The organism is Streptomyces sp. KL109B (assembly GCF_030766935.1).
Taxonomy (GTDB): domain Bacteria; phylum Actinomycetota; class Actinomycetes; order Streptomycetales; family Streptomycetaceae; genus Streptomyces.
The window spans coordinates 1-25,773 of sequence record NZ_JASERL010000011.1 but is presented as its reverse complement, the minus strand read 5'-3'; the positions used below and the strand labels follow the sequence as shown (position 1 = coordinate 25,773).

Below are 25,773 nucleotides of genomic sequence, written 5' to 3'. Positions count from 1 at the left end.
CGTTGTGGTGGGGGCGGCACGGGGAACATCCGATGAATGCCGCGCACAAGCCTTGACCCGTGGTCGTGGCCTCACGCACCGTTACGGAGGTTGTCGTCCGAGGAGTCGTCCGTGGGGGTCGTGCTGTGAGTGGCAGATGGTTCGGTACGGGTACGGCGCTGTGCGCGCTCGCCCTCGTGGGGGCTTCAGCGGTCCCGGCGTCCTCGTCCCCGCCCCCGTCCTCTTCCGTACCCTGGCACGGTCTCCCGCTCGGCGCCGCAGGCCTGACCGAGACCCGAACGACCCGGACCCTCCAGCCCGGCGTCACACTCACCCGCATCGTGCGCGGCGCCGACGCCCCGGCCATGGCGTGGACCGTGGAGGTGTCCATCCCGGGCGGCGCGGGTTCGCCCGACCCGGACGCGCCGCCGACCGCGCTGAAGGACGAGGCGAGCGCCGCCGAACTGGCCTCCGGCCTGCGGGGCAAGGGCTTCGACGCCCGCTCGGAGGAGGTCACCGCGGCGGCCACCGCCGACTACGCGGGCGGCACGCTCGGCTGGCGGGTCCGCGTCGGTACGTTCCCGACCGAGGCCGCCGCCACCGCCGAACGCACCCGGCTGCGCGCCGCCGGATACACCGGGTCCGCCTGGTACACCGGCTGGGACGGAAATGCCGGAGACCGGGGGCCCTGGCGCGTCGACGTGCTCACCGTCGACCCGAAGAAGTTCCGCGGCGGCCTCAAGGCCTCGTACGGCCCGGACCTGGAGAACCGCGAGACCACCAGCGCCCTCGCCGCCGCCGACGGCGCGACGGCCGGCGTCAACGCGGGCTTCTTCGTCCTCGACCCGAAGGCGGGCGCCCCCGGCGATCCGGCCGGCGTCGGCGTCTACGGCGGCCGTCTGCTGAGCGAGGCGGTGAACGGGCGGCCCGGCCTCGTCGTCCATGATTCGGCGCGCGGCACCAAGGTCGAGCGCTTCACCTGGCAGGGCAGCGTCGCCGCCGACGGCACCTCGCTCGCGCTCGACGGCGTCGACCGCGTCCCCGGCCTGATCCGCAACTGCGGCGGCACCGCCGACGACACCCCGACCGCCCGGCCCCTGCACGACACCACCTGCACCGACCCCGACGAACTCGTCGCGTTCACCCCGGAGTTCGGCAAGGAAACCCCCAAGGGCGAGGGCGCCGAAGCCGTCCTCGACCGGTCCGGCCGGGTTGTCGAGGTGCGCTCGCCGCGCGGCGGCGCCCTGCCCGCCGGAGCCCGCAGCGTCCAGGCCACCGGCGCGTACACGGCGCGCCTCACCGCCCTCGCGAAGGTCGGCCAACGCCTCGCGGTCCGGAGCGGGTTGAAGGACGGCGAGGGCCGCGCCTTCGCCCCGTCCCGCACCACCAGCGTCCTCAACGGCGGCCCCGAACTCGTCCGCGACGGCCGCCGCCACATCACCCCGGCCACGGACGGCATGGTGCAGCCCGGCAACCCGAGCTTCTACTACGGCTGGGTGCACAAACGGAACCCGCGCACCCTCGCGGGCACGGACGCCGCGGGCCGCACCGTGCTCGTCACCGCCGACGGCCGAAGCACCGGATCGCTCGGCCTGAGCATCGACGAGAGCGCCGCCGTCGCCCGGTCGCTCGGCCTGCGCGACGCCATGAACCTCGACGGCGGCGGCTCCACCACGATGGTCGTCGACGGCCGGGTCATCAACGACCCGTCCGACGCGGCAGGCGAACGCCCCGTCGGGGACGCCCTGTTGGTGCTTCCCGAGAAGCGCTGATGTGTGCTGATGTGTGACGTCACGCGGGCGTGAGGCGCGCGATCCGGGCCAGTCGCCGGAACGACTCCAGCAGCGCCTCGCGGTCGTACGTACTGGTCGTGACCAGCACCTCCTGCGCCCCGCTCTCCTTGATCACCGTCTCCAGCTCGTCCGTCACCTGCTGCTCCGAGCCGACGATGTGGCCGCGCAGCCCGGACTCGTAGAACTCGCGCTCCTTCGCGGTCATCTCCATGGACGCCACGCGCGAGGCGGGCGGCAGCGGCGGGAACGTGCCGTGGGTGCGCGAGTGCGCCATCGACCAGGCCTCGGGGGCGAGGATCCGGTGCGCCTCCGGTGCGCTGCCGGCGACGGCGACCGTCCCGGAGATCACGACGTACGGCTCCGGGGCCCAGGGGGAGGGGCGGAACTCGGCGCGGTAGCGGTCGATGCCGCGCAGCATCTTCTCGCGGGCGCGGAAGTCACCGATCACCATCGGCAGCCCGGCGCGGGCGGCGATCGAGGCGCCTTCGCCCATCGCGAGCACGAACGGCGGGACGGACAGTCCCTCGGAGGGGCGGGCGTGCACGCGCGTGTCCGACGTGCCGGTGAAGAAGGCGAGCAGCTCGTCGAGTTGGGCCGCGAAGTCCTCTGTGCCGGCGGCATCCTTGTCCCGGCCGAGCGCCTTGCGGACCCCGCCCGTGAACCCGACCGACCGGCCGAGGCCCATGTCGATCCGGCCGGGGAACAGCGACTCCAACACCCCGAACTGCTCCGCCACGACCAGCGGCTGGTGGTTCGGCAGCATCACGCCGCCCGTGCCCACGCGGATGCGGCGGGTGGCCGCGGCGACGGCCGCCGCGAGCACGGTCGGCGCGGAACCGGCGACGCCCGGCACTCCATGGTGCTCGGACACCCACACGCGGTGGTATCCGAGGCGCTCCAGGTCCTGGGCGAGGGAAACGGTGTCGCGCAGCGCGTCCTGGTCACAGTGGCCCTCGCGCGTGCGGGAGCGGTCCAGGACGGAGAAGCGGGTCGATTCGATCACGGTGCTCACACCTTCGTTCAACGCGTGGGAGCACCAGGCATTCCCGGCCGACCCCTACGGGACCCGCCGACGAGGCGCGGTCAGTCGTCGCCGTCCAGGCGGAAGCCGACCTTCAGGCCCACCTGGTAGTGCTCGACCTGCCCGTCCACGATCTGCCCGCGGACCTGCGTGACCTCGAACCAGTCGAGATTGCGCAGGGTCTGCGCGGCCCGCTCGACCCCATTGCGGATCGCCTGATCCACGCCTTCGTGAGACGTGCCGACGATCTCGGTGACGCGATACGTGTGGTTCGACATGCTTCCACCGTGCCCCAGGGCGGCCCGGTCCGCCATCCGTGTGACGCCCCCGCCCACCCCGGGTAGCGGGCACGGCCCGCCGGTCATGAATGCCTCGCACCAACAGTTGTCCGACAGCTGTCCGACAGCTGTCCGACCAAGGAAAGAGGCTCATCTTGACGCACCGCCGACTCACCCGTGCCGCCGTCCTGACCACCCTGACCCTGATGGCCTTCGGTGCCACGGGCGCGGCGCAGGCCGTCGCGGCGGCGAAGGCGCCCGAGCCGTGCCACCGCTACCAGGCGACCGTCAACCGGCACCAGGACACCATCGACCGGCTCGACGAGCAGATCACGCCCGTCGAGCAGCGGATCGAGGAGCTGGAGCACGACTACGACATGGCGCACGGCGCCGTGGAGTACCAGGCGACCGTCTACACCGAAGCGCGTGACTGGGTGCGGGAGCTGGAGCGCGAGGACGACTTCGACCCGAACAGTGCCGACTACCTGAAGTCCGTCAAGGACCGTGACGAGGCCGAGAAGGCGCTCACGCAGGCCCGTAACGACTCGCGTGCGGCCGCCGCGGCGCTGGACGGCGTCGAGGTCGACCCGCAGCTGCTCGCCGACCGCGCCCGCGCCAAGAAGCTTCTCGGCACCGCCGAGAAGCGCCTCGCGAGCTGCCTGGCGCGGCCCACCGCCTGATGGCCTGACGCCCCGAAGTCCCCAAGCCCCGAAGTCCCGACCGGGAGGGTCGAGCGTTACGGATGGTTCCGTAACCCTTGACCCTCCCGTTGGTCTATACCAAAATCCCTGCACACCCGTACGAGCCGTGCGCTCTTCCCCCACGTCGGGCCAATCCTCCCTGTCCGCAGGCAGAAAGCAGCCCACGTGAACTCCCGTCGCCTCGCCCTGAGTCTCGGTTCCCTCCTCACCACCGGCACGCTCCTCACGGCGTGCGGGACCCTGCCGGGCGGCGGGGACGACGAAGCCGCGGTCACCGTGTGGCTGATGCGCGGCAGTGCGTCGGAGGACTTCCTCAAACGGTTCACGAAGGACTTCGAGGCCGCACACGAGGGCGTCACCCTCGACATCCGCATCCAGGACTGGACCGGCATCGGCGCCAAGGTCACCAAGGCGCTCGACGACCGCCGCGGCAAGGAGTCGGGCGCGCCCGACGTCATCGAGGTCGGCAACACCCAGGTCCCGCAGTACGTAGAGGGTGGCGGCCTGCTCGACCTCTCCCTGGAGTCCGCGCGCGACCTCGGCATGCAGGACTGGCTGCCCGGCCTCGCCGAGCCGGGCGTCGACAACTCACGGCAGTACGGCATCCCCTGGTACGCGGCCAACCGCGTCGTCATCTACAACAAGGACCTGTTCCGGCAGGCCGGCATCGACAGGCCGCCCACCACCCGCGCCGAGTGGCTCGACATGACCCGGAAGCTGAACTCCGGCGGCACCGAGGGCATCTACCTCGCGGGCCAGGACTGGTACACGCTCTCCGGGTTCATCTGGGACGAGGGTGGCCGCCTCGCCGAGGAGTCTTCGGGTGTCTGGTCCGGCACCCTCGACTCGCCCGCGGCGCTGCGCGGCATGGCCTTCTACCGCCAACTCCAGGCGCTCGGCGGCGGACCCAGGGACGCCGACGAGGAACACCCGCCGCAGGCCGAGCAGTTCGCCCACGGCGACATCGCGCAGATCATCTCCGTGCCCGGCGCCGCCCAGCGCATCCTCCAGAAGAACCCGGAACTCAAGGGAAAGCTCGGCTACTTCCCGATCCCCGGCAAGACGAGCCGCAGGCCAGGAACCGTGTTCACCGGCGGCTCCGACCTCATCGTCCCCGCCAACACCGACGACCGGGACGGCGCCGTCGAAGTGGTGAAGGCACTCGCGGGCGACAAGTGGAACACCGCACTCGCCCGCACCATGAACTACGTACCGAACAAGACCACGCTCGCCGACGAGGTGGCCGCCGAACCGGGCGTCGCCGCGATGGCCGTCGGCGCCGCCCACGGCAAGGCGACCCCCGGCTCGCCGCTGTGGCCGAACGTGGAGGCCGGCAAGAACCCCATCAAGCAGTACATGTCGAACGTGCTCACCGGCGGCGACCCGGCGACCGAGGCGAAGCGCGCCTCCCGCGAGGTCACCCGCCGGCTCGACGAGAGCAACTAGGACCGTCGGCTGGGCACAGGCAGGGCTTGGGCAGGGCTTGGGCGGGTCCTAGAGCAGCCCGGCCGGCGCCCTGCTCAGCGACAGCGCGAACCGGCCCTCCTCATCCGTCCACCAGTGCGCCGACTCAAGCCCTACGTCGTGCAGTTCCGCCTTCACGCCCTCCTGCCGGAACTTCGCGGAGACCTCCGTACGCACCTCCTCGCCCGCCGCGAACTCGACCGCGAGGCCGAGGGCCGGGATCTTCACGGTCTGCGCCGTGGTGGCGCGCAGCCGCATCTCGATCCACTCGCACTCGGCGTTCCACAGGGCGACGTGCTCGAAGGCGTCGGGGTCGAAGTCGGCGCCGAGTTCGCGGCCCATCACGGCCAGTACGTTCTTGTTGAACGCGGCCGTGACGCCCGCCGCGTCGTCGTACGCCGCGACCAGCGTCCCCTCGTCCTTCACCAGGTCCGTGCCGAGGAGGAAGAAGTCGCCGGGCTCCAGCAGGCCACGCACCGCCGCCAGGAACGCCGCCCGCTCCCGCGGCAGCAGGTTGCCGATCGTGCCGCCGAGGAAGGCCACCAGGCGGGGCGCGGGCGTCGCGGGCAGGTCGAGCGCGGCCGTGAAGTCGGCGACCAGCGCGTGGATGTCGAGCGCCGGCCTCTCGGCGAGGAGTGTGCCGGCGGCGCCGCGCAGCGCGCTCTCGCTCACGTCCACGGGCACGTACGTCGTCAGGTCGGTGAGCGCGTCGAGGAGGTGGCGGGTCTTGTCGGACGAGCCGGAACCCAGCTCGACGAGGGTGCGGGCGCGGGTGGCCGCCGCGATGTCCGGGGCGCGCGCGATGAGGATCTCGCGTTCCGCCCGGGTCGGGTAGTACTCCGGCAACTGGGTTATCTCGTCGAAGAGTTCGCTGCCCCGGGCGTCGTAGAACCACTTGGGCGGGAGCGTCTTGGGCGAACGGGTCAGGCCGTGCAGGACGTCGGCCCGCAGGGCCGCGTCGGTGGCGTCCTCGGGCAGGGTGCGGGTCATGCGGAACGGGCTCACGCAGAGGGCTCCTTGAGCGGGGTCAACAGGACGTCGGTGCGGCTCGCCGCGAGCAGCGTGCGGTCGGGAACCTCGATCCAGCGCGGATCGTCGTCGTACGGTTCGGAGGCGACGACGACACAGCGGCCGGGCTCCGTGCGGTACCACAGGGTGTCGCCCCAGGCCGTGGCGGTGATCGTGTCGCCGTTCGTGAGGAGGAAGTTGAGGCGGGCGGTGGGCGCCGCCTCGGCGATCTCCAGGGTCGTGTCGGCGAGCGCCTGTCCCTCCTCGTCGCCCGCGCGCAGCCGGTGCAGAATCAGCGCCCACAGGAACGCCGCGTCGCAGCGCGCCTCCATCGACAGCAGGTCCGTCGGCGGCAGGGTCGGCGCGAGCGAGGTCAGGGACTGTGGCCAGCCCGGCACCGCCCCGTTGTGGCTGAACAGCCAGGGGCCCGTCGCGTACGGGGCCGCGGCCGCCTCGCCGTCCGCCCCGGCGAGCGTCGCGTCACGGACCGCCGCGAGCAGTGCTCCGGAGCGGACGACGCGGGCCAGGTCCTGGTACGCCGCGTCGCCCCAGATGGGCCCGGCGCGGCGGTAACGGGCGGGAACCGGATCCCCGTCCGCGTACCAACCCACCCCGAAACCATCGGCGTTGACCGTGCCGTGCCGCTGTCTGCGCGGCGCCCACGACTGGCGGAACAGGCTGTGCGGCGGCCGGTCGACGACCTCGCCGAGCGGCACGGGTGGCCCCAGATAGGCCAGATGACGACACATCAGGTACCCTCCCGTGGCTCGGCGTCGCGGGCCGTGCGGAACCCGGAGAAGATCTGCCGCCGAATCGGATGGTCCCAGTTGCGGAACGTGCCGCGGCACGCCACCGCGTCCACCGCGAACGAACCGCCCCGCAACACCTTGTGGGCGGGCCCGAAGAACACCTCCGAGTACTCCCGGTACGGATACGCCACGAACCCCGGGTAGGGCAGGAAGTCGCTCGACGTCCACTCCCATACGTCGCCCATCAACTGCCGTACGCCGAGCGGGGATTCGCCCGGCTCGTGGCTTCCGGCGGGGGAGGGGCGCAGGTGTCGCTGGCCGAGGTTCGCGCGCTCCGGCGTCGGGTCCGCGTCGCCCCACGGGTAGCGCATCGAACGCCCGGTGGCCGGATCGTGGCGGGCCGCCTTCTCCCACTCCTCCTCGGTGGGAAGCCGCCGCCCCGCCCACCGCGCGTAGGCGTCGGCCTCGTACCAACTCACGTGCAGCACCGGCTCGTCCGGCGGCACGGGCTCGGTCACCCCGAACCGCCTGCGCAGCCACTGCCCGCCCTCGCGGCGCCAGAACAGCGGCGCTCCGAGGTCGTGCTCGCGCGCCATCGCCCACCCGGCCGGCTCCCACCAGCGTTCCTGCCGGTAGCCGCCGTCCTCGATGAACTCCATGTACTCGGCGTTCGTCACCGGAGTCGTGTCGAGGTGGAACGGCGGTACGAGACGGGTGTGCGCGGGCCGTTCGTTGTCCAGCGCCCATGGCTCGGCCGTCGTGCCCATCGTGAACGGGCCGCCGGGGACGAGGACTTCGGCCGGACCGTCGAAGGGGCGCGGGAGTGGCTCGGGATCGGGGGCAGTGAGCGCCGCGCCGCCCTTCCGTAGCTGATGCGTGATCAGCATCGTCTCGTCGTGCTGCTGTTCATGCTGGGCGATCATCCCGAAGGCGAAGCCCGAACGCGTCAGGCGCTCGCCTCCCTGCGCGTCGAACGACGCCTTCTCCAGGACGTCGAAGGCGCGTCCGCGCACGTCCGCCGCGTAGCCGCGCGCCTCCCGCGGCGCGAGCAGCGGCAGGCTGGGCCGCTCCGAGCGCGGGTGCTCGAACGCGTCGTACAGCGGGTCGATCTCGGGCCGGATCGCCTCCTGGCCCGCGACCGCGCGCAGCAGCCACTGCTCCTCCTGGTTCCCGATGTGCGCGAGGTCCCAGACGAGCGGTGACATCAACGGCGAGTGCTGGGCGGTGAGTTCGGCCTCGTCGACCGAGCTCGTCAGCAGCGTCGTACGGCGCCGCGCGGCCTCCAGGGCGTCCGCCGCGCGGCGCCGAAGCGCTTCCGGGTCAGTGGTGACGTTCTCCTCGGCGGTCATGAGGTGACGGTCCTCCCCTGAGTCGTCTGAGTCGTCTGAGTCGTCTGGGTCGTCTGAGTCGTCGGACGGGTCCTGGCGGGTTCTCGGGCGAGCAGGTCGAGCACGTCGTCGGCCGGGCAGCGGCCGCGTACGACATAGCGGTGCGTGAAGTCCGCGACCGCCTGCCGCAGTTCCGGGTCCGCGCCCAGCCTCGGCAGCGCCTCCAGCGCCGTCGTGAAGCAGGCCGTCGCCGCCTCCCGCAGCTCCGGATCGGCGAGGCCGAGCCGGGCCGCGTCGCGCCACAGCGGATTGTGCGGGGCGGGCTCCGGGCCCGCGCGCTCCGCGAGCGGCTTCACCGCGCGGTACGCGGTCTCGGCGGCCTGCGGATCGTCGAACAGCGCGGTGGTCACGGCGAGCGGCACCAGCCACCCGTCGTCGCCCGACTGCGCGTCGATCATGCGCAGTTCGAGGTGCCCGCGCGGGCGCACGGGCGGGAAGAGGGTGGTCAGGTGGTAGTCGAGATCCGAGCGGGTCGGCGGGCGCGGGCGGCCCGTACGCGCCCACTCCCGGAAGGTGAGACCCTCCGGCACCTGCCACGGCCCGTCGTCGGTGCGCACACACATCACGGGCGCGTCCAGCACGTGCCTGGCCCAGGCCGCGCGTGGCTCGAAGTCGAAGGGCACGCCACCGGAGCGGCCCACGTCTATCCGCTCCCACAGCAGCTGCCGCGTGGACCTCCAACCCGTCGAACGCCCGCCCAGCATGGGCGAGTTGGCGAACGCGGCGACGAGCACGGCACCCAGCAGATGCGCGAGCCGCCAGCGCCTGCCGTGCCCCAACGGACCCGGCTCCTCGTGCCCCGCGTCCAGGCACACCTGCACGGAGGCGGACGAGCACATCATGGAGCGCCCGGCGGGCCCGGCCCGGTCGAGCGAGGCCTCAAGGGCGTCGTAGCGGCGCTGGTGAAGGACGCGCCGGGGCGGGTGCCACGGGTCGGTGCCGTGGCCGGAGAGGGTGAGCCCGTGGCCGCTGAGTGCGGCGCGGACGGTCGTCAGATCGGCCCGCATGGCCGAGACGCATTCGGTGAGGGAGTCGGCGGGGAGCGAACTCAGCTCCAGCTGCCCGCCGGGTTCCACGGTGAGCGCCGAGCGCAGGGGCAGGGCGCGCAGTGCGACGTACGCCGCGTCGAGTCGTTCGGGTGGTAAGGGGAGCCACGGCTTCATCGGGGGGCCGGGCTCGTGCACGATCCATTCCAGTTCGACCCCGACCCTGCGGGGCGGTCCGGTCTTGAAGCAGATGCCCCGTACCAGGGCCTCCGCCCCGGCCTCGGTGACCAGGTCACCGAGCGCCGTACAGTCTCCCTCGCTCATGGGGGGATTCCTCCTGGTTCGCACGCTCTCCATGGTCCCCGGTGGGGGCCATGCCGTCGATTCGGCCGTTGATCGACAAAACGACAAACGGCCCCTTACGGGCGACACAGGTCACCACCCAAGACGCTTACGCCGGATCGCACAAGAGCGCCTCTGGACATCTCCAGATCGGGCTCAGCGCCAGCCGTAGCGCTCCCGCAGCCGCAGCACCACGAGGTTGAACCGGCCGCGGTCCAGGGCGCACGCCTCGCGCCGCATGCCCTGTTCGTGCACGCGCAGCACCCGGTCCAGGTCCACCCACGAGTCCCGCCCCTCCCGGTCCCACGGGCCGGAACCGAGCGCCACCCACTCGCGGTCGTTGTCGTGCCGCTTGCTGGACAGCTGCACCGCGAGGAGTGTCCCGGCGGCCTCGCGCGCGACCACGAGCACCGGGCGGTCCTTGCCGCGCCCGTCGTTCTCCTCGTACGGCACCCAGGTCCACACCACTTCGCCGGGGTCCGGGTCGCCGTCGTGCGCGGGCGCGTACTCGGTGCGCACCCTGCCCACCCGGTCCGGCGCGGCCTCCGTCGTGGCCGTCGCGCCGCCGCGGCCCGGGTGCTCGTACGTGTGGTCATCAGTGTTCGCAGTCACGCGGGTCACGTTAGACGCCGACCGGCCCAATTCCCTCGGCGGGTGTGCCGCACGCGTCGCAGGCTCGCCACATGACACGACGTCACCGCACCGCCGCCCGCTGCGTCCTCGCCGCGACCCTCACCCTCACCGCCGCCGCACCCACCACCCACTCCACCGCGCCCAAGCCCCCGCGCACGGTCTCCGCCTGGCTCCCGTACTGGGACCAGGAAGCCGCCTACCGCAACGCCCTCGCCCACGCCGCGCAACTGCGCACCATCAGCCCCTTCTGGTACGAGGCGAAGTCCGCGACCCGCGTCACCGGCCACCCCGGCGCGGGCGAACGCCGCATCGTCGACGGGCTGCACGCCCGCGGCATCCAGGTCGTCCCGACCGTCATGGAACAGCAGAAGCCCGGAGCGCTGGCCTCCGTACTCACCGACGACAAGTCCCGCACCCGCCACATCGACGCCCTGCTCGCCGTCGCCCGCGCCCGCGACTACGACGGACTCGACATCGACTACGAGTCGATCGCGACGGCGCCGGACGACAAGTACCGCTCGGTGCGAGCCGGTTACACCGCCTTCGCCACCGAACTGTGCGCCCGCCTGCACGCGGCGCACAAGCAGTGCTTCCTCACCGTGAGCCCCAAGACCCGGGCGGCAGGCCGCATTTGGGACTACGGAAAGCTGGGCGCCGCCGCCGACCGGGTGCGGATCATGGCGTACAACCTGCACGACGCGTCGGGGAAACCTGGACCGCTGTCCTCGCCCCAGTGGTACGACGAGATCCTGACCCGCGCGACGGCCGAAATCCCGCGCGCCAAACTGGAGATGGGCATCCCGGCCTACGGCTGGGACTGGAAGGCCGGCGGCGAGCGGGGCGCCCGTGAACGCGCCCGGCACGTCACGTCGAAGGAGGCCGAGACGCTGCGCCGGAAGGCCGGCGCCCCGTACGCCCTCGACCCGGCCTCCCGCACGCCCCACTTCGCGTACGAGGAAGGCAAGGGGAAGAAGGCGACCCGGCGCACCGTCTGGTACCAGGACGCCGCCGGCATCGCCGCACACCTCCCCGTGCTGCGCGGACACGGCGTGCGGAACACGGTCCTGTGGGCGCTGAACTTCGAGGACCCGAAACTGTGGAAGACCTTGGCACGGGGGTAGCCGCGCGGGCCGCGCGGCGTCTGGAAGGATGCCGTACGTCATGGTGCAGATACCGAAGCAGCAGTCCGCCCAGTCGACCGTGCCCGCGCAGCCGGCCGCACCGGTCAAGTCGCCCGAGCCGGCCCGGCCCGCCGCCACCCGGCCCCTCGCCACCGGCGCCCTGCCCACGAGCGCCGATGTCGCGCGCCGCGCCGGGGTCTCGCGCGCCACCGTCAGCTACGTCCTCAACAACACCAGCGCCGTCCGCATCAGCGAGCCGACCCGGCAGCGGGTCCACGAGGCCGCCAAGGAACTCGGCTACGTCCCGCACGCCGCCGCCCGCAGCCTGCGCGCCGGACACACCCGGATCGTCCTCGTGCCGACCCCCGACGTGCCGATCGGCCCGCTCTACAGCGCCTTCCTCAACGAACTCCAGTGGGCGCTGAGCCGCCTCGACTACACCGTCGTGCAGTACGGCAGCGTCGGCCGCAGCGGCGACCGTGCCGCCCGCGCCTGGGCCGAGCTGCGCCCCGTCGCCGTGCTGGGCCCCGTCGGCATGGGCCCCGATGGCATCGCGGTGCTCCGCCGCTCCGGCGCCCGCGCCGTCATCACGCTCGGCCCTGACCGGGTCGAGGGCGCGCACGCCCTCCTCACGGACCACCGGCAGGTCGGCCGGGTCGCCGCCGAACACCTGCTCGCGCGCGGCCACCGGCGCGCAGGCGTGGTCATGCCGAAGGAACCGGGGCTGGACGTGTTCGCGGTGCCGCGCCTGGAGGGCGTACGGGAGGCGGGCGCGGAGACGGTGCGGCTGCCGCTCGCGTACGACGAGCAGGACGCGGCCCAAGTAGCGGCACAGGTGCGGGAGTTGGGCCTCGACGCCGTGTTCGCGTACAACGACGAGTACGCCATGCTGCTGATGCGCGCGCTCCAGGACGCGGGCGTCGACATCCCCGGCGACGTCGCGGTGATGGGCGCCGACGACCTGATGCTGGGCCGGCTGCTGCGGCCACGGCTGAGCACGGTGCGCCTGGACCTGCCGTCCGGGCGCGAGCTGGCGGAACTGGTGGACCGCCTGGTCAGGGAACCGGACCCGGCCCCGGAGTCGGAGCCGCGGAACGCGCTCACGGTGACCTTGGTGGCGCGCGACTCGACCTGAACCGGGAACCGCTCGCCCGCACACGCAGTGAGGCGGCCGCCCAATCGGGCGACCGCCTCACCGGCAGTTGGCGGGGGAGGGCCTCAGCCCTCCTGCCCCTCGGCCTCCTGCTGAGCCTTGGCCTGCTGCTCGGCGACCGATTTGCGGACCTCGTCCATGTCCAGCTTGCGGGCCTGGCCGATGACGTCCTCGAGCGCCTCCTTCGGAAGCGCACCCGGCTGCGCGAACACGGCCACCTGGTCACGCACGATCATCAGCGTCGGGATCGACTGGATCCCGAACGCGGCGGCCAGCTCCGGCTGAGCCTCGGTGTCGACCTTGCCGAACACCAGGTCCGGGTTGGCCTCGGCGGCCTCCTCGTAGACCGGGGCGAACTGCTTGCAAGGCCCGCACCAGTCAGCCCAGAAGTCGATCAGAACGAACTCGTTCTCCGTAACCGTCTGATCGAAGTTCTCCTTGGTCAGCTCCGTGGTGGTGCTGCTCATGGTGTTTTTCCCTCTTCCTGCTTCCGGGGTTCGGGGCGAAGCCGTAGGGGGCAAAGCCGCTGTGCACAACCGTCCGCATGACGGACGTATTCCGCGCCCTTACCCATGTGCTCGGCACGCACACATCCGACCACGCTGCGACACTGGGCCGTATGACGGAAGCCATCGAGTACGACGTCGTAGTGCTGGGAGCGGGACCCGTCGGCGAGAACGTCGCGGACCGCGCGCGGGCGGGCGGGCTCAGCGCCGCCATCGTGGAGAGCGAGCTGGTGGGCGGCGAGTGCTCGTACTGGGCGTGCATGCCCAGCAAGGCACTGCTGCGCCCCGTGATGGCCCGCGCCGACGCCCGCAAGGTCCCCGGACTGCGCCAGGCGGTACAGGGCCCGCTCGACGCCCCGGCGGTCCTCGCGCACCGCGACTCGTTCACCTCGCACTGGAAGGACGACGGTCAGGTCGGCTGGCTGGAGTCCATCGGCATCGACCTGTACCGCGGCCACGGCCGCCTCGACGGCCCGCGCCGCGTCACGGTCACGGCCGATGACGGCACGGTGACCGCCCTCACGGCGCGCCACGCGGTGGCCGTCTGCACGGGCACCCGCGCCTCCCTGCCCCCGCTCCCGGGCCTCGACGCGGTCCGGCCGTGGACCAGCCGGGAGGCAACGAGCGCGGACCATGTTCCCGGCCGCCTCATCGTGGTCGGCGGCGGCGTGGTCGCCACGGAGATGGCCACGGCCTGGCAGGCCCTCGGCTCCCGGGTCACGGTCCTGGTTCGCGGCGCGGGCCTGCTGGAACGTATGGAACCCTTCGCGGGCCGGCTGGTGGCGGGCGCACTGCGCGAGGCGGGCGCGGAGCTGCGCACCCACACCTCGGTCAAGTCGGTGACCCGCGCCCCCGACGGCACGGTCACCGCCACCCTCGACGACGGCACGACCCTCGAAGCCGACGAGATCCTCTTCGCGACGGGCCGCGCACCCCGCACGGACGACATCGGCCTGGAGACGGTGGACCTCGCCCCCGGCTCCTGGCTCGACGTCGACGACACCCTCCGCGTCACGAACAGCACCTGGCTCTACGCCGTCGGCGACGCCAACCACCGCGCCCTCCTCACCCACCAGGGCAAGTACCAGGCCCGCATCGCGGGCGCCGCGATCACCGCCCGCGCGCAGGGCGTCCCGCTCCTGGAGACCGACCGCTGGGGCGCCCACGCCGCGACCGCCGACCACGACGCCGTCCCCCAGGTCGTCTTCACCGACCCCGAAGCGGCCAGCGCGGGCCTCACCCTCGCCGAGGCACAGTCGGCCGGCCACCGCGTCCGCGCCGTTGACTACGACCTCGCGAACGTGGCGGGCGCCGGCCTCTACGCCGACGGCTACACCGGCCAGGCCCGCATGATCGTCGACCTCGACCGCGAAATCCTCCGCGGCGTCACCTTCGTCGGCCCCGGCGTCGGCGAACTCATCCACTCGGCGACGATCGCGATCGCGGGCGAGGTCCCGATCGACCGGTTGTGGCATGCGGTACCGGCGTATCCGACGGTGAGTGAGGTGTGGTTGCGGTTGCTGGAGACGTACCGGGGCTAGGCAACCACCGTTCGGCACAAGGGGGGAGGGCGTAGTCGCCGATGGTGCGGTCCAGTGCTCCGCTGAGGACAAGGTGGAGGAAGTGGATGCCGGATTCGTCGTTGGCCGCGCTGGTGTCGCGGGTGGGCGGGGCCGGGTGGAGGTAGATCGGGACCCGCGGTTCCGCGGCCGCCCGCAGGACGGGGTCGAACCGTTCGGCCGACAGGAACTCGTCGCACGTACGTCCATGGATGAGTGTGCCGACGTGGCCGAGTTCCTCGACGGCGCGCTTGAGTTCGGCGGGTGCCCGGTCAGGGGCGGACGTGGGCAGGGAGGCGAAGGCGGCGAAGCGGCGTGTGCTCCTCGATGGTGATCAGTTTCAAGGCGCGTCACGCTTCGGTTTCTGCGGAGAGCCAGGCGAAGGCCGACTCCTTGATCTCGCGTTCCAGTTCGCTGCCCTGGGTCGCGAAGGTGCGCTCGACGGGGAACCCGCTCCTGTCGAGTACGTAGGCCAACGCGGCGTACTCGCGGGGGTACTTGGCCACCACGTCGGCGTCGATGTCCCTGATGCCGGCGGGGAAGGTGAAGGTGGCGAAGTCGTACACGCTCTTGCGGTCGGCGATGCGCCAGGCACCGTCGCGGCGCTCCACCCGGTCGATGAACCGGTTGTGGCCGTTGCAGCCCAGTTCGAGGGCGCCGTTCTAGGCGACGATGACGGCGTTGGTCTCGCAGACCGCCCGGGTGCGGTCGGCCGAGAAGGTCACGCTGGGTGCCGTGATGAGGTGCTTGGTGCGCAGGCCGGTGGTGGCCATTCCCGCGGAGGCGTCGACGAAGTCCGAGGCAGGCCCCTCGAACCAGGTGATCTCGATCCGGGCGCCCGGGTGGAACAGCTCCCGGAGCCGGTCCCACTGCCCGAGGTCCCGGTGGATCCAGCCGGTCATGAGGTCGGCGATGTCCTGGCGGTCCTGAAGCGTCTGTGTTGTAGGCATGTCTAAAGTCTCCGGCCGAAGTATCGATAGGTCCAATTGATAGATCTGATCTATTGTTCGTTGAGAACGATCGGAGATGTCGCGTGGAACTTCGCCACCTGCGCTATTTCGTGGCGGTCGCCGAGGACCGCCACTTCGGACGTGCGGCCGCGCGGCTGCACGTCACCCAGTCGACGTTGAGCACCCAGGTGAAGGCGCTGGAGCGCGAGGTGGGTGGCCCGGTCTTCGTCCGCACCAGCCGCCGGGTCGAACTGACGGAGGCGGGGGAACTGCTGCTCGTCGAGGCGCGCCGCACGCTCGCGCAGGCCGACCGCGCCCTGGACGTCACCCGGAAGTCGGTCAGAGGTGAGATCGGCGCGGTGCGGATCGGCTTCTCCGGCATCGCCGTACTGGAAGGCACTCTCGCCGAGGACCTGCGCCGCTACCACCTGGCACACCCGCGGGTGGAGCTCCACGTGAGTGAACTCCCGCCCGCCGCACAGGTGCAGGGCCTGCGCGACGGCACCCTCGACATCGGGTACAGCCCCGACAACGGGCTGGGCGACGTGGCCGATCTCGTGGTGCGGCGTGGAGTGCGCACGACCCTGTCGATCGCCGCACGCCACGACCACCCGCTGGCGGACGCCGCCTCGGTGTCGTCCGCCGATCTGGCGGGCGAGAACCTCGTCGTGTACGCGGCCGACGAGGACGACGTGAGCGTGCTCGACCGGCTCGGTGCGGAGCAGCGGGCGCGCGTCCACCGGGTGACGAGCACCCTCGGCGCGCTCGTGCTGGCCTCGGCCGGTGCCGGAGTGGCCGTGGTCCCGACCGCCACGGAACGCGTCGGACTGCCGGATCTCGTCTACCGGCCCCTGCGGGACATGGCGGCCGACGTGGACGTGGTGACACTCAGCCGCCCCGACGAACTCGCCGGGGCGGTCCGCGCGTTCGTCCGGTCCTGGGGCCGTAGAGAAGACGGGTGAGCGGGCCCGCGAAGTCGGGCGGACCGCCCGGGTCACCCGGTCTTGACCGGAAGTTGCACGTACGAGGCGCGGTCCCCGCCGGTGTGGATGATGTGTCGACCGCTGTTGGCGGGCTCGTACTCGCGGTTTCCGGGCATCATCGTGCCGAGCAGTGAGCGGCCGCTGACGATGAAGCGGAGCTGTTCGCCCGGGTGGAAGGTGAGCCCGACCGGCAGCAGGTCGATCTCGATGTCGACGACCTCGCCGGGGGAGAGTTTCTCGACCCGGTCGAAGGTGTGTGCCGGGACGTCGTCCGTGGTCAGGGACTTGTCCAGGTGGCGCATCGACACGCGCAGCCGCCCGTCCGAGCCCTTGTAGCGCAGGATCGAGGCGCCCCGCTCGGTGACGTCCTGGGCCAGTGCCCCCTGGTTGAGTGCGGTGAACGCCTGCAGCGGTGTGCCGTACGTGTCGAGCTTCTGCACGAGTACGAACAGGTCCATGTCGTCCGCGCCGTCGGCCTCGACCCACAGGTGTGCCTTGGGGTAGCCGACCAGCGTGGTCTCCTCGTCGAAGCGTGTCACGAACGACACCAGGTCCGGGGTGGACTCGATGTCGTAGCCGACCGTGGTCTCGGTGGCGGGCGTCGTGGTCGCCAGGGTCCGGGTGCGGCCGTCCAGGTAGTACTTCGTCGAGGTGACGTCGGCCGGCGGGAACTGGTCCGCGGGTACGTTGACCTGGTCGCCGCCCTGGAGGTCGAGGAGGGAGTAGCGCACGCGGGGTGTCCGCTCCCAGCCGTTGTCCTCGCCCTTGAGGGTGTGGTCGAAGAAGCGGCGCAGGTCCTCGACGTTGGCCTCGTCGTAGTAGTCGGGCCATTCCTGGCTGTTGTGGACGCGCAGCCACTTGTTCTCGGACGCCATCCTCCGCCAGGCGCGGAACGTACCGGCCGTGTGCAGGGTGTTGGAGTAGCTGGCGACGACGTACGCGGGCACGGTGATGTTCTCGAACCGCGGAATCTTGTTCTCCCACAGCTCGTCCATCAGCGGGTGGTGCTCGGCCTCGGTGAGGATGTCCTCCTTGCGGGCCTTGCCGTAGTAGCTGTTGTCCTGGAGTTGGCGGGCGAAGCCGGTGTCGGGCATGCCGCCGCGCATGACCAGGTCGCGGTAGACGTCGCTGACGCCCTCCCATGGGTTGATCGCCGCCAGGTGCGGCGGCTGCTCGGCCGCGGTGAACCACTGGGAGACCGCGAGGTAGGAGGTGCCGCTCATCGCGACCTTGCCGGTGCACCAGTCCTGGACGCCCAGCCACTCGATCAAGTCGTAGCAGTCCCGGCCCTCCTGGCGGTCCCAAAGGACGCTGTCGCCCCCGGAGTTGGCCACGCCGCGGATGTCCGGGTTGCAGATCGCATAGCCGTGCGCGCACCAGTAGGCGGGGTCGGGGCCCTCGAACTTCTCCAGGCCCGACACGATGGCGTTGTCCAGGCCCACCATGCCGAAGATGCCCATCACGCTTGCGGACGTGCCCTGGCCCTTGCCGTACGGGCTCCACGCCACGATGACCGGGACCCGCTCCGCACCGGCGGGGCGGAAGACGTCGACGTGGATCGTGACGCCGTCGCGGAGCGTCACCGGTACGTCCTTGTCGAGCACGATGTCGACGGGCAGCGGCTTGAACGGCGGCGCGATCCGGAAACCCGCCTCCAGTGTGCGAGTGCCGGGATCGAAGTCGCTCAGGACCCCGTACCTGGCACCCGGCTCCAGCGGGTGGGAGGGCATGAATACCTTCTGGCCGTCACTCATGGTGCGCTCCTCGCGTCTTCCTGCCGGCGACGGACTCTGCCGACAGTCCGAACGTAGATCCGCGAGGAGAAAAACTCAACAGCGTTGAGTTTATGGCGTGAGGGTAATTTTGGGCCATGAGTGCCCACACGAGTCCCGCCCCGGCCCCCCGTCGTGGACGCCGTCCGGGAGCGAACACGACCCGACAGGCGATCCTCACCGCGGCCCGCGCCCGCTTCGCGGCCGACGGCTTCACCAAGACCACGATCCGGCGGGTGGCGGCCGACGCCGGGGTGGACGCGTCCCTGGTGATGCAGTTCTTCCGCTCGAAGGGCGAGCTGTTCGCCGCGGTCATGGCCGTTCCCGCGGAGGCGCTGGCGCGCTTCAGCGCCGCCTTCGAGGGGGCGGACGACGGCCTCGGCGAGCGGGTCGTCCGCGCCTTCCTCGACGTGTGGGAGGTGGACGCCCGGACGTCGGAGCCGCTCATGGCGATGCTCCGGGGCGCCATCGTCAACGATCAGGTGAACGAGCAGCTGCGCGAGTTCCTCCAGGATCGGCTGCTCGTCGCCGCGGTCGCCTCGCGCGACGCCGACACCCACGACGCGATGCTCCGCGCGGGGGTCGTGTCGTCGATGCTCGTCGGCCTGGTGGTGGGGCGGGGCGTCGTCGGTGTCCCTACGCTCGTCGGGGCGGAGCGCGAGAAGCTCATCATGCTCGTCGGGCCTGCCGTGCAGAGCGTGCTGGTCCCTACCCGTCCTGCCGTCGACGGCTAGGGCCCTTCTGACGGATCCGGCTGGATGCGGGAGGCCGCAATGTTCGGCTCCGCGAGCGGGGTCTGGTGCGTGCAGCTGCAAGGCGGAGGAGGGAGGCGACGCGGAGCGTCGTGGACCGACGACAACGCCGCAGATGTGCGTGCCAGGGCCCGCGACTCCGGCAAGGTCCGTCAGAAGGGCCCTAGGTGTGCTGTTCGGGCACGTTGGTGACGGCAGGGTGGTCTTGCATGGGTGAGGGCCTTCTGGTTTCGGTGGGGATTGCGACATCTACCGCCGAGTCCAGGAGGCCCTCGTGTGCCACCGTAACGCTCCACTGCCCCCGACGGGCAGGCTCCGTCTGGCCGTGTGCATCGTCGAGGACGGTCGGCCGCTGCGCCGGGCCGCCGAGCGTTTCCAGGTCAGCCACACCACCGCCAAACGCTGGGCCGACCGCTACCGCCGGTCCGGCTGGAGGTGACTCGAGCGCTCAGGTGCGGGCGGTGTCCCGGTGGTCGGGCGTGCGGAGATAGGCGACAGCCATGTCGCTGAGGTCGTGCGCGTATCGGCGCATCGCCGTGGCGCCTGTCGCCGGGTCCGGGCGGACGGAATTGTGGAAGCAGGCGCCGAGGACGGCGCGGGCCGCGGTGTCCAGTCCCGCCTGTGGGTCGGAGCGGCGGATCTCGTCCGTATAGGGAGCTGCCGCGTCGAGCAGGAGCCGGTGGACCGTGGTGATGGTACGGGCGCCGCGTTCCGAAAGCTTGGCTCCTCGTGCGCGCAGCAGCTCGGGGAAGAGGGGGTTGCTGTCGCTGAACGACTGCAACAGGGCGTGCGCGTAGGCGTCCATGACGCCGGAAAGCGACGGCTCGGCCGCGCGCAGCTGCTCGGCCAGGAACTTTTCGCGCCGGTCCAGCATCCGCTCGGTGAGGGCGCTCACCAGTTGCTCCTTGTCATCGAAGCGGCGGTAGATCGTGCCGACCGAGACACCGGCCCGCTCCGCGACACCCGTGATCGTCAGCTCCTCCAGCCCGGCCGACGCGGCGATCTCCTCGGCCGCGCTCAGTACGCGGGCGAGTGTCGCGGCGCTGCGCGCCTGTTGGGGCTCCTTGTACGGCGCCGGGCTGTCGTGCTGGTCGGTCATGCTCCGCATCGTATCGGCGGGGCTGCGGCGGGAGAGGGTTGACAAGTGACGGGACGCCCTGCTTAGTCTCGTCATGCGAATGTGAATTCACGTTCGCATGACGACGGAGGTTCGACCATGACAGACCAGCGGGTTTCCCCGGCTGTGACCGTGACGCTCGAGTCGGGGCCCGGCGGCTCCGGCAGCATCGACGACTTCGAGCTGTTCTATGCGCGCCGTGCCCTGGACCGCTTCAGGGAGCGACTGGGCCGCCAGGGCCTGCTCGATCTGCTGGCCGCGGACATCGAGGAGGGCAATGCCTTCCTGCGGGAGTGCGCGCGCACCTCCGACGGCGAGTTCCGCGGCGGCACCACGGTCCTCCAGGCGCGTGGTCTGACGTCGGGTGAGTTCCTCGCGTGGATGGACGGGGCCTTCGCGGGTGATGACTCACGCCCGCTTCTGGCCGCGCACCCCGAGCACTACGTGATGGGCACCGACGACATCGGCGCGCGTGTGGTGGAGAACATCGGCCCCCACGTCTGCTCCTTCTACATGGGCGGCTGGGGCACGGACGCGATGGCCTGGGCCGAGGACGCTGCCGAACTCCTTCCCGAGTCGGAGTTTCCGCGGAAGATGTCCTCGAACCTCTTCCTGGACGACGGCACCGTCGTCGGGCGGGCGCTGATCCAGTTCGGTGACACCGCGCACGGGTTCACCGCGAACCTGACGGTCTACTTCCCCACGTCCTGCCCGAAGGACGTCCTGGATCACCATCTTCGGCACTACGCCGTCGAGTTCAGGAACTGGATCGTCGCCGCGGCGGAAGCCCGCGTCTGAGGGCGCGTGACCGAGGCCTGCTGCCTTGCGTCACGGAGGTCGGGCCGGGCTCCGCCCGGCGCGCGCTGCCCGGCATCGCCGCGACCGTCCTCGACAGCGTGGCGAACGAAGGCCCCGACGGCGGCGACCGCGAAGGCGTGCGCGACCACGGCGCCGAGGCGGCTGTGTTCCCTGGCCGCCACCCGTAACGAACTGCGGCGCAATGCCATGGATGTCCGGCGCTTCCGCGACGTCAAGATCCCCCTCAGTGACGGCTCGCACCTCTACGCCGACGTGTTCCGCCGGGCGGAGGACGGCGAGTACTTCCACGACAACGCCGACGGGCTCCCCTGGGAGAACCCCGAGACGGTCAACACCGCGGTGTGGGTCCCCAACGGCTACCCGGTCATCCGGACCGACGGCCCCGGCAGCGGCAAGAGTCCCGGCACGCCGGCTCCCTGGGGTATCGCCACCGCGGAGGCCCACAAGGAACCCATCGAGTGGGCCGGTCAACAGCCCTGGTCCAACGGCAGCGTCGGCCTGTGGGGCACGAGCAGGTCGCCTACAACGGCGGCATCCTCAACGAGGAGTTCTTCCCGCACTGGCCCTACGACGGCCGGGGCACGGCACGCACCACGCACCACGCACCACGCGTACGAACCGAGTTGCCACACTGCCGCGACCAACAGCCTCCACACCGGCGCCGAACGCGTCGGATACGTACAACTGCCGCTAGTCCCACGCCAAGTGCGGCGGTGAGGGGCGGTCAACCGCCCCACGGATCTGCGGGCCCCTCCCTTCGCGCACCTCAACGAGGAGACGTGGCGCGGTCGTTGTCCTGAAGGCTGGTGTTGTGATCGTGGATCAGCCGCAGTGCCTCCGCCCGATCCCGTCGGTCCAGCGCTTCGACCAGGTCGCGGTGCAGCTCATGCCGGTGCGCGATGTATTCGGGCAGGGGGTGATCGCTGGTGGGCAGCACCGTCAGGGTGTGGCTCTCGATCAGGTCGAGGAGGTGGGTGTAGAGCGAGCTGAGCAGGACGTTCGGGCTGATGGCGGCGATGGCCGCGTGCAGGCGCCAGTTGGCGTGGACGAAGGCGACGGGGTCGGCCGCGCCCACGGCGTCCTCCATGGCGGTGATGTGGCAACGCAGCCCCGCGACATCAGCGGGTGAGGCGTGCCAGAGGGCGTCCTCGATCAGCAGCGGGTCGAGGGCGTCGCGAATGCGCACGGCGTCGGCGACGTCGTTGGCCTGTGTGTCCAGCGCGAGGACGGAGTTGCCGAGGCGGACCATGGGGGACTGCTCGGCGCTGAACAGCCCGCCACCCGGCCCCGGCTTCACGGTGACCAGGCCGCGCGCCTGCAGGAGGCGCAGCGCCTCGTTGAACGTACCCACGGACACCCCGCACCGCGTGCGCAGCTCCTCCTTGGTGCCGAGGCGGGAGCCGGGCGGGACGCCTGCGATCAGCTCCGCGACCGTTCCCGCGGCATGCTCGGCGCGCCCGGACGTCCCCTGGCGGGGAGCGACGTCGGTGGCGCTCCGTGCGGGTCGATCGGGGGTGGGGCTCACGTCGTCTCCTCAGGCTCCGTATTCATCATGTTGATTTTATCGGCGACTCTTGACGCTGTGACGCGCCGGACGCAATATCGATGTAATCATCATGCTGAATTGCTGATGAGGGGGCAAGGCTCCGTTGTCGCCGGCGGAGCGGGCCCGTTCCTCGGCAGTCGAGCGGTCCTCACGTCGTCGCGGTGGTGGCCGTTCCCCTCGATTCAGGCCAGGAGACACTCAGCCCAGGAGTCACCTCGTGCGTATCGCCAACCTGTCCGGCCGCTCCCCCCCCCGGACCCGCAGTCCGTGTACGAGCGGTGGGGGCCGACGGCCCCGATCGGGCCGTGGCTGGTCACGCCGGACGAGTTCGACGATCCCGATGACCTGGAACCGCGCTGCACGGTCAACGGGGAGGAGGCCCAGAAGGGCCGGCCCCGGGACCTCATCCACTCCGTACCGGCGGTGATCTCGGGCCTTTCCGCGGTGCTGCCACTGCTCCCGGGGGCGTGATCTTTACGGGCACCCCCGCCGGTGTCGGCGTCGGACGCGAACCGCAGCGCTTCTTGGAAGGAGTCCCTCATGGCACTGCACCGTCTGACCTCCATCACCATGGCCGTCCCCGGTGTCGCGGAGACGGCCGCGTACTACAGCGACTTCGGCCTCGCCCCGGACGGCGACGGCTGGTTCACCACCCTGGACGGCGGACGCCAGCTCCGTATCGTGTACGCGCCCACCCGTCGGCTGGTGGAAGTGCGCATAGGCGTCGACTCGCCCGATGACCTGGCCGCGGCCGCATCCCGGTTGAAGCGGCTCCGTACCGAGAGCACCCTCGACGCCGGGACGCTGACCGCGTACGACAAGGCCACCGCCGTGCGCGCCGTCCTCGAGGTCGTACCCCGCCTGACGCAGGACCCCGTCCCGGCCACCGGCTACAACGGCCCCGGCCGCGCGGAGCGCACCGGTCGCCGGGCACCCGGCATCCTGCGCACGGACCGCGTCCGGCCCCGCAAGCTCGGCCACGCCGTCGTGGGCAGCACGGACTTCGACGCCACCGCCGCGTTCTTCCGCGACGGGCTCGGCTTCAAGGCGTCCGACTACATCAAGGACCACGGGGCGTTTCTGCGCTGTTCCACCGACCACCACAACATCCTGGTCCTGGCGGCTCCGGTGACCTTCCTGCACCACTCCTCCTGGCAGGTCGACGACATCGACGAGGTCGGCCGCGGCGCCACCGCGATGCTGGAGGACCATCCCGAGCGGCACATCTGGGGCCTGGGCCGCCACCACGCCGGTTCCAACTTCTTCTGGTACTTGAAGGACCCGGCCGGGAACTTCAGCGAGTACTACTCCGACATGGACTGCATCGTGGACGACCAGTTGTGGAAGCCGGAAGTCCTGGAAGGCGCCAAGGGCCTGTTCAACTGGGGCCCGCCGCCCCCGCCCTCCTTCCTCGCCCCCGACGATCTCGCCGCCCTGATGACCGGAACCCACAGCGAGCCGAGGTAGAGCCGTGAGCGCGAGTCCCTCGAAGATCCACGATGTCGCGGTCGTCGGCTTCGGCCCCGTCGGCCAGATGCTGGCGCTGCTCCTGGGCCGAGCCGGGCGCGACGTCGTCGCCCTGGAGCGCTGGCCCCACCCCTACCCGCTGCCCCGCGCCGCCCACTTCGACCACGAGATCGGCCGTATCTTCCAGGCCGGGGGAGTGGGCGAGAAGATGCGCGCCGTCACCGACCCGGTGCCCGACCACTACGAGTGGCGCAACGCCGCGGGGCAGGCGCTCGTGCGCATGGACTGGTCCGGCGACGGCCCCTCCGGCTGGCCCACCGCCAACTTCTTCAGCCAGCCCGAACTGGAGTCCGTCCTCGCCGAGGCCGCGGAGGACCTGCCCACCGTGTCGGCGCGCCGCGGGTGTGAGGTCACCGGCCTGCAACTCGACGACGATTACGTCCAGTTGACCACGCACGGCCCCGACGGGTCCGGTGCGGTCCGCGCCCGGTACGTCATCGGAGCCGACGGCGCCAACAGCTTCGTCCGCTCCGCCATGGCCACCACCGTCACCGACCTCGGCTTCTTCTACGAATGGCTGATCGTCGACACGCTCCCGCACGAGCAGGCCGAATGGTCCCCGATGAACTGGCAGTTGTGCGACCCGAAGCGGCCCACCACGATCGTCTCCGGTGGACCGGGCCGACGCCGCTGGGAGTTCATGCGACTGCCGCACGAAGACATCGACGAGCTGAAGACCCCGGAAGCGGCCTGGAAACTGCTGGAACCCTGGGGACGCACACCGGGAAACACCACGATCGAGCGGCACACCGTCTACACCTTCCAGGCCCGCTGGGTCGACCGCTGGCGCGAGGGGCGCCTCGTCCTCGCCGGGGACGCGGCCCACCAGATGCCCCCGTTCGCCGGACAGGGCATGTGCTCCGGGCTGCGCGACGCCGTCAACCTGGCCTGGAAACTGGACCTGGTCCTCGACGGCCGGGCGGACGCCGGCCTGCTGGACACCTACACCTCTGAGCGCAGCGACCACGTCCAGCACGCCATCGGCATGTCCATGGCCCTGGGGCAGGTGATCTGCGTCCTCGATCCCGAGGAGGCCGCCACCCGCGACGCCCGCATGATCGCCGCCGGCGCCGATCCGGAACGCGCGCTGCCGCCCACCCCGCCACCGATCCTGGGCGACGGCGTCCTCCAGCGCGCCCCCGACGGCAGCCGGGCCCCGAACGTCGGCCATCTGACCCCGCAATACCGGGTCACCCACCAGGGCCGCACCGCTCTGCTCGACGACCTCACCGGCGGCGGCTTCACGATCCTCACCGACGGCACGGGCCCGCTCGACGCCCTGCACGCCACGGACCACGACTTCCTCACCCGCATCGGCGCGGCCCTCGTCCCCCTCCACACCGACAACGCGTCACCCGACGGCTACCTCGACACACCCGGTGGCTACCTACCCCACCTGCGCGAACAGGGACATGTGGCAGCCGTGATCCGGCCCGACTTCTACCTGTTCGGAGCCGCGGCCGACGCCCCGGAGCTACGAGAGCTGATCGGCCAACTGCGCGAGCAACTGCGCAGCCCCGCCCCCATGCCCACCCCCACGGAGCGGGCCCCGGAGCCCGGACCGTTCGCGGCCGCGGTCGAACCGTAGCCTCCGCGCGCCACCCCGGCCGGAGTGGCGCTTTCAGC

General features: G+C 71.4%; 26 protein-coding genes and 2 pseudogenes. 14 read left to right on the top strand and 14 right to left on the bottom strand.

The genetic code is table 11. From position 1 onward, the window contains the following. Window positions 1-125: 125 nt before the first annotated feature. Entirely contained in the window at window positions 126-1,751 is a 1,626-nt protein-coding gene (locus RBJ65_RS30750; RefSeq protein WP_306322832.1) for a phosphodiester glycosidase family protein, read from the top strand. A 19-nt stretch (window positions 1,752-1,770) separates the two neighbouring features. Here RBJ65_RS30750 and RBJ65_RS30745 read toward each other — a convergent pair whose 3' ends face one another. Together RBJ65_RS30745 and RBJ65_RS30740 are read right to left on the bottom strand one after the other, a co-directional pair. Then, window positions 1,771-2,784, bottom strand: a complete 1,014-nt coding sequence (locus RBJ65_RS30745; protein WP_306322831.1) for an LLM class flavin-dependent oxidoreductase — start codon at window positions 2,782-2,784, stop codon at window positions 1,771-1,773. A gap of 71 nt (window positions 2,785-2,855) precedes the next feature. After that, a complete protein-coding gene (locus tag RBJ65_RS30740) occupies window positions 2,856-3,071 on the bottom strand; it encodes a dodecin (protein WP_306322830.1) in 216 nt (71 codons plus the stop codon). A 155-nt stretch (window positions 3,072-3,226) separates the two neighbouring features. Between RBJ65_RS30740 and RBJ65_RS30735 the strand changes: the two genes are divergently transcribed. Both RBJ65_RS30735 and RBJ65_RS30730 read left to right on the top strand, forming a co-directional pair. Then, entirely contained in the window at window positions 3,227-3,751 is a 525-nt protein-coding gene (locus RBJ65_RS30735) for a hypothetical protein (protein ID WP_306322829.1), read from the top strand. Window positions 3,752-3,937: 186 nt separating this feature from the next. Next, entirely contained in the window at window positions 3,938-5,218 is a 1,281-nt protein-coding gene (locus tag RBJ65_RS30730; protein ID WP_306322828.1) for an extracellular solute-binding protein, read from the top strand. A 48-nt stretch (window positions 5,219-5,266) separates the two neighbouring features. On the opposite strand, the gene egtD is transcribed toward RBJ65_RS30730, so the two are convergent. From egtD to RBJ65_RS30705, 5 genes are all read right to left on the bottom strand, one after another. Further along, a complete protein-coding gene (gene egtD / locus RBJ65_RS30725; protein WP_306322827.1) occupies window positions 5,267-6,241 on the bottom strand; it encodes an L-histidine N(alpha)-methyltransferase in 975 nt (324 codons plus the stop codon). Next, on the bottom strand, window positions 6,238-6,993 hold the full coding sequence (gene egtC, locus RBJ65_RS30720; protein ID WP_306322826.1) for an ergothioneine biosynthesis protein EgtC: 756 nt from the start codon (window positions 6,991-6,993) through the stop codon (window positions 6,238-6,240). The genes egtD and egtC overlap by 4 nt, the downstream gene beginning before the upstream one ends. Further along, window positions 6,993-8,342, bottom strand: coding sequence for an ergothioneine biosynthesis protein EgtB (gene egtB, locus RBJ65_RS30715; RefSeq protein WP_306322825.1), 1,350 nt, complete (start codon window positions 8,340-8,342; stop codon window positions 6,993-6,995). The genes egtC and egtB overlap by 1 nt, the downstream gene beginning before the upstream one ends. Further along, a complete protein-coding gene (egtA, locus tag RBJ65_RS30710) occupies window positions 8,339-9,691 on the bottom strand; it encodes an ergothioneine biosynthesis glutamate--cysteine ligase EgtA (protein WP_306322824.1) in 1,353 nt (450 codons plus the stop codon). The genes egtB and egtA overlap by 4 nt, the downstream gene beginning before the upstream one ends. A 174-nt stretch (window positions 9,692-9,865) precedes the next feature. Next, window positions 9,866-10,321, bottom strand: coding sequence for a type II toxin-antitoxin system PemK/MazF family toxin (locus tag RBJ65_RS30705; RefSeq protein ID WP_306322823.1), 456 nt, complete (start codon window positions 10,319-10,321; stop codon window positions 9,866-9,868). Window positions 10,322-10,392: 71 nt separating this feature from the next. On the opposite strand from RBJ65_RS30705, the gene RBJ65_RS30700 reads away from it, so the two are divergent. After that, window positions 10,393-11,463, top strand: coding sequence for a glycosyl hydrolase family 18 protein (locus tag RBJ65_RS30700; RefSeq protein ID WP_306322822.1), 1,071 nt, complete (start codon window positions 10,393-10,395; stop codon window positions 11,461-11,463). A 28-nt stretch (window positions 11,464-11,491) separates the two neighbouring features. Then, window positions 11,492-12,598 carry a LacI family DNA-binding transcriptional regulator gene (locus tag RBJ65_RS30695; RefSeq protein WP_372341419.1) on the top strand — a complete coding sequence of 369 codons (1,107 nt, stop codon included), beginning with the start codon at window positions 11,492-11,494 and terminating at the stop codon, window positions 12,596-12,598. 83 nt (window positions 12,599-12,681) lie between these two features. Here the strand turns inward: RBJ65_RS30695 and trxA are convergent, their stop codons facing one another. After that, window positions 12,682-13,083 carry a thioredoxin gene (trxA, locus tag RBJ65_RS30690; protein WP_306322820.1) on the bottom strand — a complete coding sequence of 134 codons (402 nt, stop codon included), beginning with the start codon at window positions 13,081-13,083 and terminating at the stop codon, window positions 12,682-12,684. Window positions 13,084-13,235: 152 nt separating this feature from the next. Between trxA and RBJ65_RS30685 the strand changes: the two genes are divergently transcribed. Further along, a complete protein-coding gene (locus tag RBJ65_RS30685) occupies window positions 13,236-14,663 on the top strand; it encodes an NAD(P)/FAD-dependent oxidoreductase (protein ID WP_306322819.1) in 1,428 nt (475 codons plus the stop codon). Window positions 14,664-14,724: 61 nt separating this feature from the next. Here RBJ65_RS30685 and RBJ65_RS30680 read toward each other — a convergent pair. From RBJ65_RS30680 to RBJ65_RS30670, 3 genes and pseudogenes are all read right to left on the bottom strand, one after another. Further along, window positions 14,725-14,985, bottom strand: a pseudogene (locus tag RBJ65_RS30680) (amidohydrolase family protein); the annotation flags it as partial. Window positions 14,986-15,031: 46 nt separating this feature from the next. Further along, window positions 15,032-15,292 carry a hypothetical protein gene (locus RBJ65_RS30675; RefSeq protein WP_306322818.1) on the bottom strand — a complete coding sequence of 87 codons (261 nt, stop codon included), beginning with the start codon at window positions 15,290-15,292 and terminating at the stop codon, window positions 15,032-15,034. 51 nt (window positions 15,293-15,343) lie between these two features. Then, complete coding sequence (locus RBJ65_RS30670; RefSeq protein WP_306322817.1) at window positions 15,344-15,631, bottom strand: nuclear transport factor 2 family protein; 288 nt, start codon at window positions 15,629-15,631, stop codon at window positions 15,344-15,346. Window positions 15,632-15,714: 83 nt separating this feature from the next. Here RBJ65_RS30670 and RBJ65_RS30665 point away from each other — a divergent pair, with 83 nt between their 5' ends. Next, window positions 15,715-16,593: a LysR substrate-binding domain-containing protein gene (locus tag RBJ65_RS30665; RefSeq protein WP_306322816.1), complete on the top strand. Its 879-nt coding sequence runs from the start codon at window positions 15,715-15,717 to the stop codon at window positions 16,591-16,593. Window positions 16,594-16,625: 32 nt separating this feature from the next. Here the strand turns inward: RBJ65_RS30665 and RBJ65_RS30660 are convergent, their stop codons facing one another. Continuing rightward, the gene (locus RBJ65_RS30660; protein ID WP_306322815.1) at window positions 16,626-18,368 is read right to left on the bottom strand and encodes a CocE/NonD family hydrolase; all 1,743 of its coding nucleotides are present in this window, start codon (window positions 18,366-18,368) and stop codon (window positions 16,626-16,628) included. A 116-nt stretch (window positions 18,369-18,484) separates the two neighbouring features. On the opposite strand from RBJ65_RS30660, the gene RBJ65_RS30655 reads away from it, so the two are divergent. Together RBJ65_RS30655 and RBJ65_RS30650 are read left to right on the top strand one after the other, a co-directional pair. Beyond that, window positions 18,485-19,120 (top strand): TetR/AcrR family transcriptional regulator, encoded by a 636-nt coding sequence (locus RBJ65_RS30655; RefSeq protein WP_306322814.1) that lies wholly within the window; start codon window positions 18,485-18,487, stop codon window positions 19,118-19,120. A gap of 292 nt (window positions 19,121-19,412) precedes the next feature. Then, window positions 19,413-19,568: pseudogene (locus RBJ65_RS30650) on the top strand (helix-turn-helix domain-containing protein); the annotation flags it as partial. 18 nt (window positions 19,569-19,586) lie between these two features. Here RBJ65_RS30650 and RBJ65_RS30645 read toward each other — a convergent pair. Beyond that, window positions 19,587-20,237 (bottom strand): TetR/AcrR family transcriptional regulator, encoded by a 651-nt coding sequence (locus RBJ65_RS30645; RefSeq protein WP_306322813.1) that lies wholly within the window; start codon window positions 20,235-20,237, stop codon window positions 19,587-19,589. A 117-nt stretch (window positions 20,238-20,354) separates the two neighbouring features. On the opposite strand from RBJ65_RS30645, the gene RBJ65_RS30640 reads away from it, so the two are divergent. Continuing rightward, on the top strand, window positions 20,355-21,053 hold the full coding sequence (locus RBJ65_RS30640) for a hypothetical protein (RefSeq protein WP_306322812.1): 699 nt from the start codon (window positions 20,355-20,357) through the stop codon (window positions 21,051-21,053). A 207-nt stretch (window positions 21,054-21,260) separates the two neighbouring features. Then, window positions 21,261-21,791: a CocE/NonD family hydrolase gene (locus tag RBJ65_RS30635; protein WP_306322811.1), complete on the top strand. Its 531-nt coding sequence runs from the start codon at window positions 21,261-21,263 to the stop codon at window positions 21,789-21,791. Between the two features lie 49 nt (window positions 21,792-21,840). Here the strand turns inward: RBJ65_RS30635 and RBJ65_RS30630 are convergent, their stop codons facing one another. Beyond that, window positions 21,841-22,599, bottom strand: coding sequence for a FadR/GntR family transcriptional regulator (locus RBJ65_RS30630; RefSeq protein ID WP_306322810.1), 759 nt, complete (start codon window positions 22,597-22,599; stop codon window positions 21,841-21,843). A gap of 288 nt (window positions 22,600-22,887) precedes the next feature. Here RBJ65_RS30630 and RBJ65_RS30625 point away from each other — a divergent pair, with 288 nt between their 5' ends. The 3 genes from RBJ65_RS30625 to RBJ65_RS30615 all read left to right on the top strand — a co-directional run bounded on the left by RBJ65_RS30625 (window position 22,888) and on the right by RBJ65_RS30615 (window position 25,735). Further along, a complete protein-coding gene (locus tag RBJ65_RS30625; RefSeq protein ID WP_306322809.1) occupies window positions 22,888-23,091 on the top strand; it encodes a fumarylacetoacetate hydrolase family protein in 204 nt (67 codons plus the stop codon). Window positions 23,092-23,160: 69 nt separating this feature from the next. Then, entirely contained in the window at window positions 23,161-24,087 is a 927-nt protein-coding gene (locus RBJ65_RS30620; RefSeq protein ID WP_306322808.1) for a VOC family protein, read from the top strand. Between the two features lie 4 nt (window positions 24,088-24,091). After that, window positions 24,092-25,735: a bifunctional 3-(3-hydroxy-phenyl)propionate/3-hydroxycinnamic acid hydroxylase gene (locus RBJ65_RS30615; RefSeq protein WP_306322807.1), complete on the top strand. Its 1,644-nt coding sequence runs from the start codon at window positions 24,092-24,094 to the stop codon at window positions 25,733-25,735. Window positions 25,736-25,773 lie beyond the last annotated feature (38 nt).

Coding starts and splice junctions, on each gene's coding strand:
- RBJ65_RS30695 (WP_372341419.1), top strand. CDS start 11,492: ATGCCGTACGTCATGGTGCAGATACCGAAGCAGCAGTCCGCCCAGTCG.
- RBJ65_RS30685 (WP_306322819.1), top strand. CDS start 13,236: ATGACGGAAGCCATCGAGTACGACGTCGTAGTGCTGGGAGCGGGACCC.
- egtA (WP_306322824.1), bottom strand. CDS start 9,691: ATGAGCGAGGGAGACTGTACGGCGCTCGGTGACCTGGTCACCGAGGCC.
- egtB (WP_306322825.1), bottom strand. CDS start 8,342: ATGACCGCCGAGGAGAACGTCACCACTGACCCGGAAGCGCTTCGGCGC.
- RBJ65_RS30640 (WP_306322812.1), top strand. CDS start 20,355: ATGACAGACCAGCGGGTTTCCCCGGCTGTGACCGTGACGCTCGAGTCG.
- RBJ65_RS30655 (WP_306322814.1), top strand. CDS start 18,485: ATGAGTGCCCACACGAGTCCCGCCCCGGCCCCCCGTCGTGGACGCCGT.
- RBJ65_RS30635 (WP_306322811.1), top strand. CDS start 21,261: ATGGATGTCCGGCGCTTCCGCGACGTCAAGATCCCCCTCAGTGACGGC.
- RBJ65_RS30660 (WP_306322815.1), bottom strand. CDS start 18,368: ATGAGTGACGGCCAGAAGGTATTCATGCCCTCCCACCCGCTGGAGCCG.
- RBJ65_RS30620 (WP_306322808.1), top strand. CDS start 23,161: ATGGCACTGCACCGTCTGACCTCCATCACCATGGCCGTCCCCGGTGTC.
- RBJ65_RS30740 (WP_306322830.1), bottom strand. CDS start 3,071: ATGTCGAACCACACGTATCGCGTCACCGAGATCGTCGGCACGTCTCAC.
- RBJ65_RS30700 (WP_306322822.1), top strand. CDS start 10,393: ATGACACGACGTCACCGCACCGCCGCCCGCTGCGTCCTCGCCGCGACC.
- RBJ65_RS30670 (WP_306322817.1), bottom strand. CDS start 15,631: ATGCCTACAACACAGACGCTTCAGGACCGCCAGGACATCGCCGACCTC.
- egtC (WP_306322826.1), bottom strand. CDS start 6,993: ATGTGTCGTCATCTGGCCTATCTGGGGCCACCCGTGCCGCTCGGCGAG.
- trxA (WP_306322820.1), bottom strand. CDS start 13,083: ATGAGCAGCACCACCACGGAGCTGACCAAGGAGAACTTCGATCAGACG.
- RBJ65_RS30645 (WP_306322813.1), bottom strand. CDS start 20,237: ATGACCGACCAGCACGACAGCCCGGCGCCGTACAAGGAGCCCCAACAG.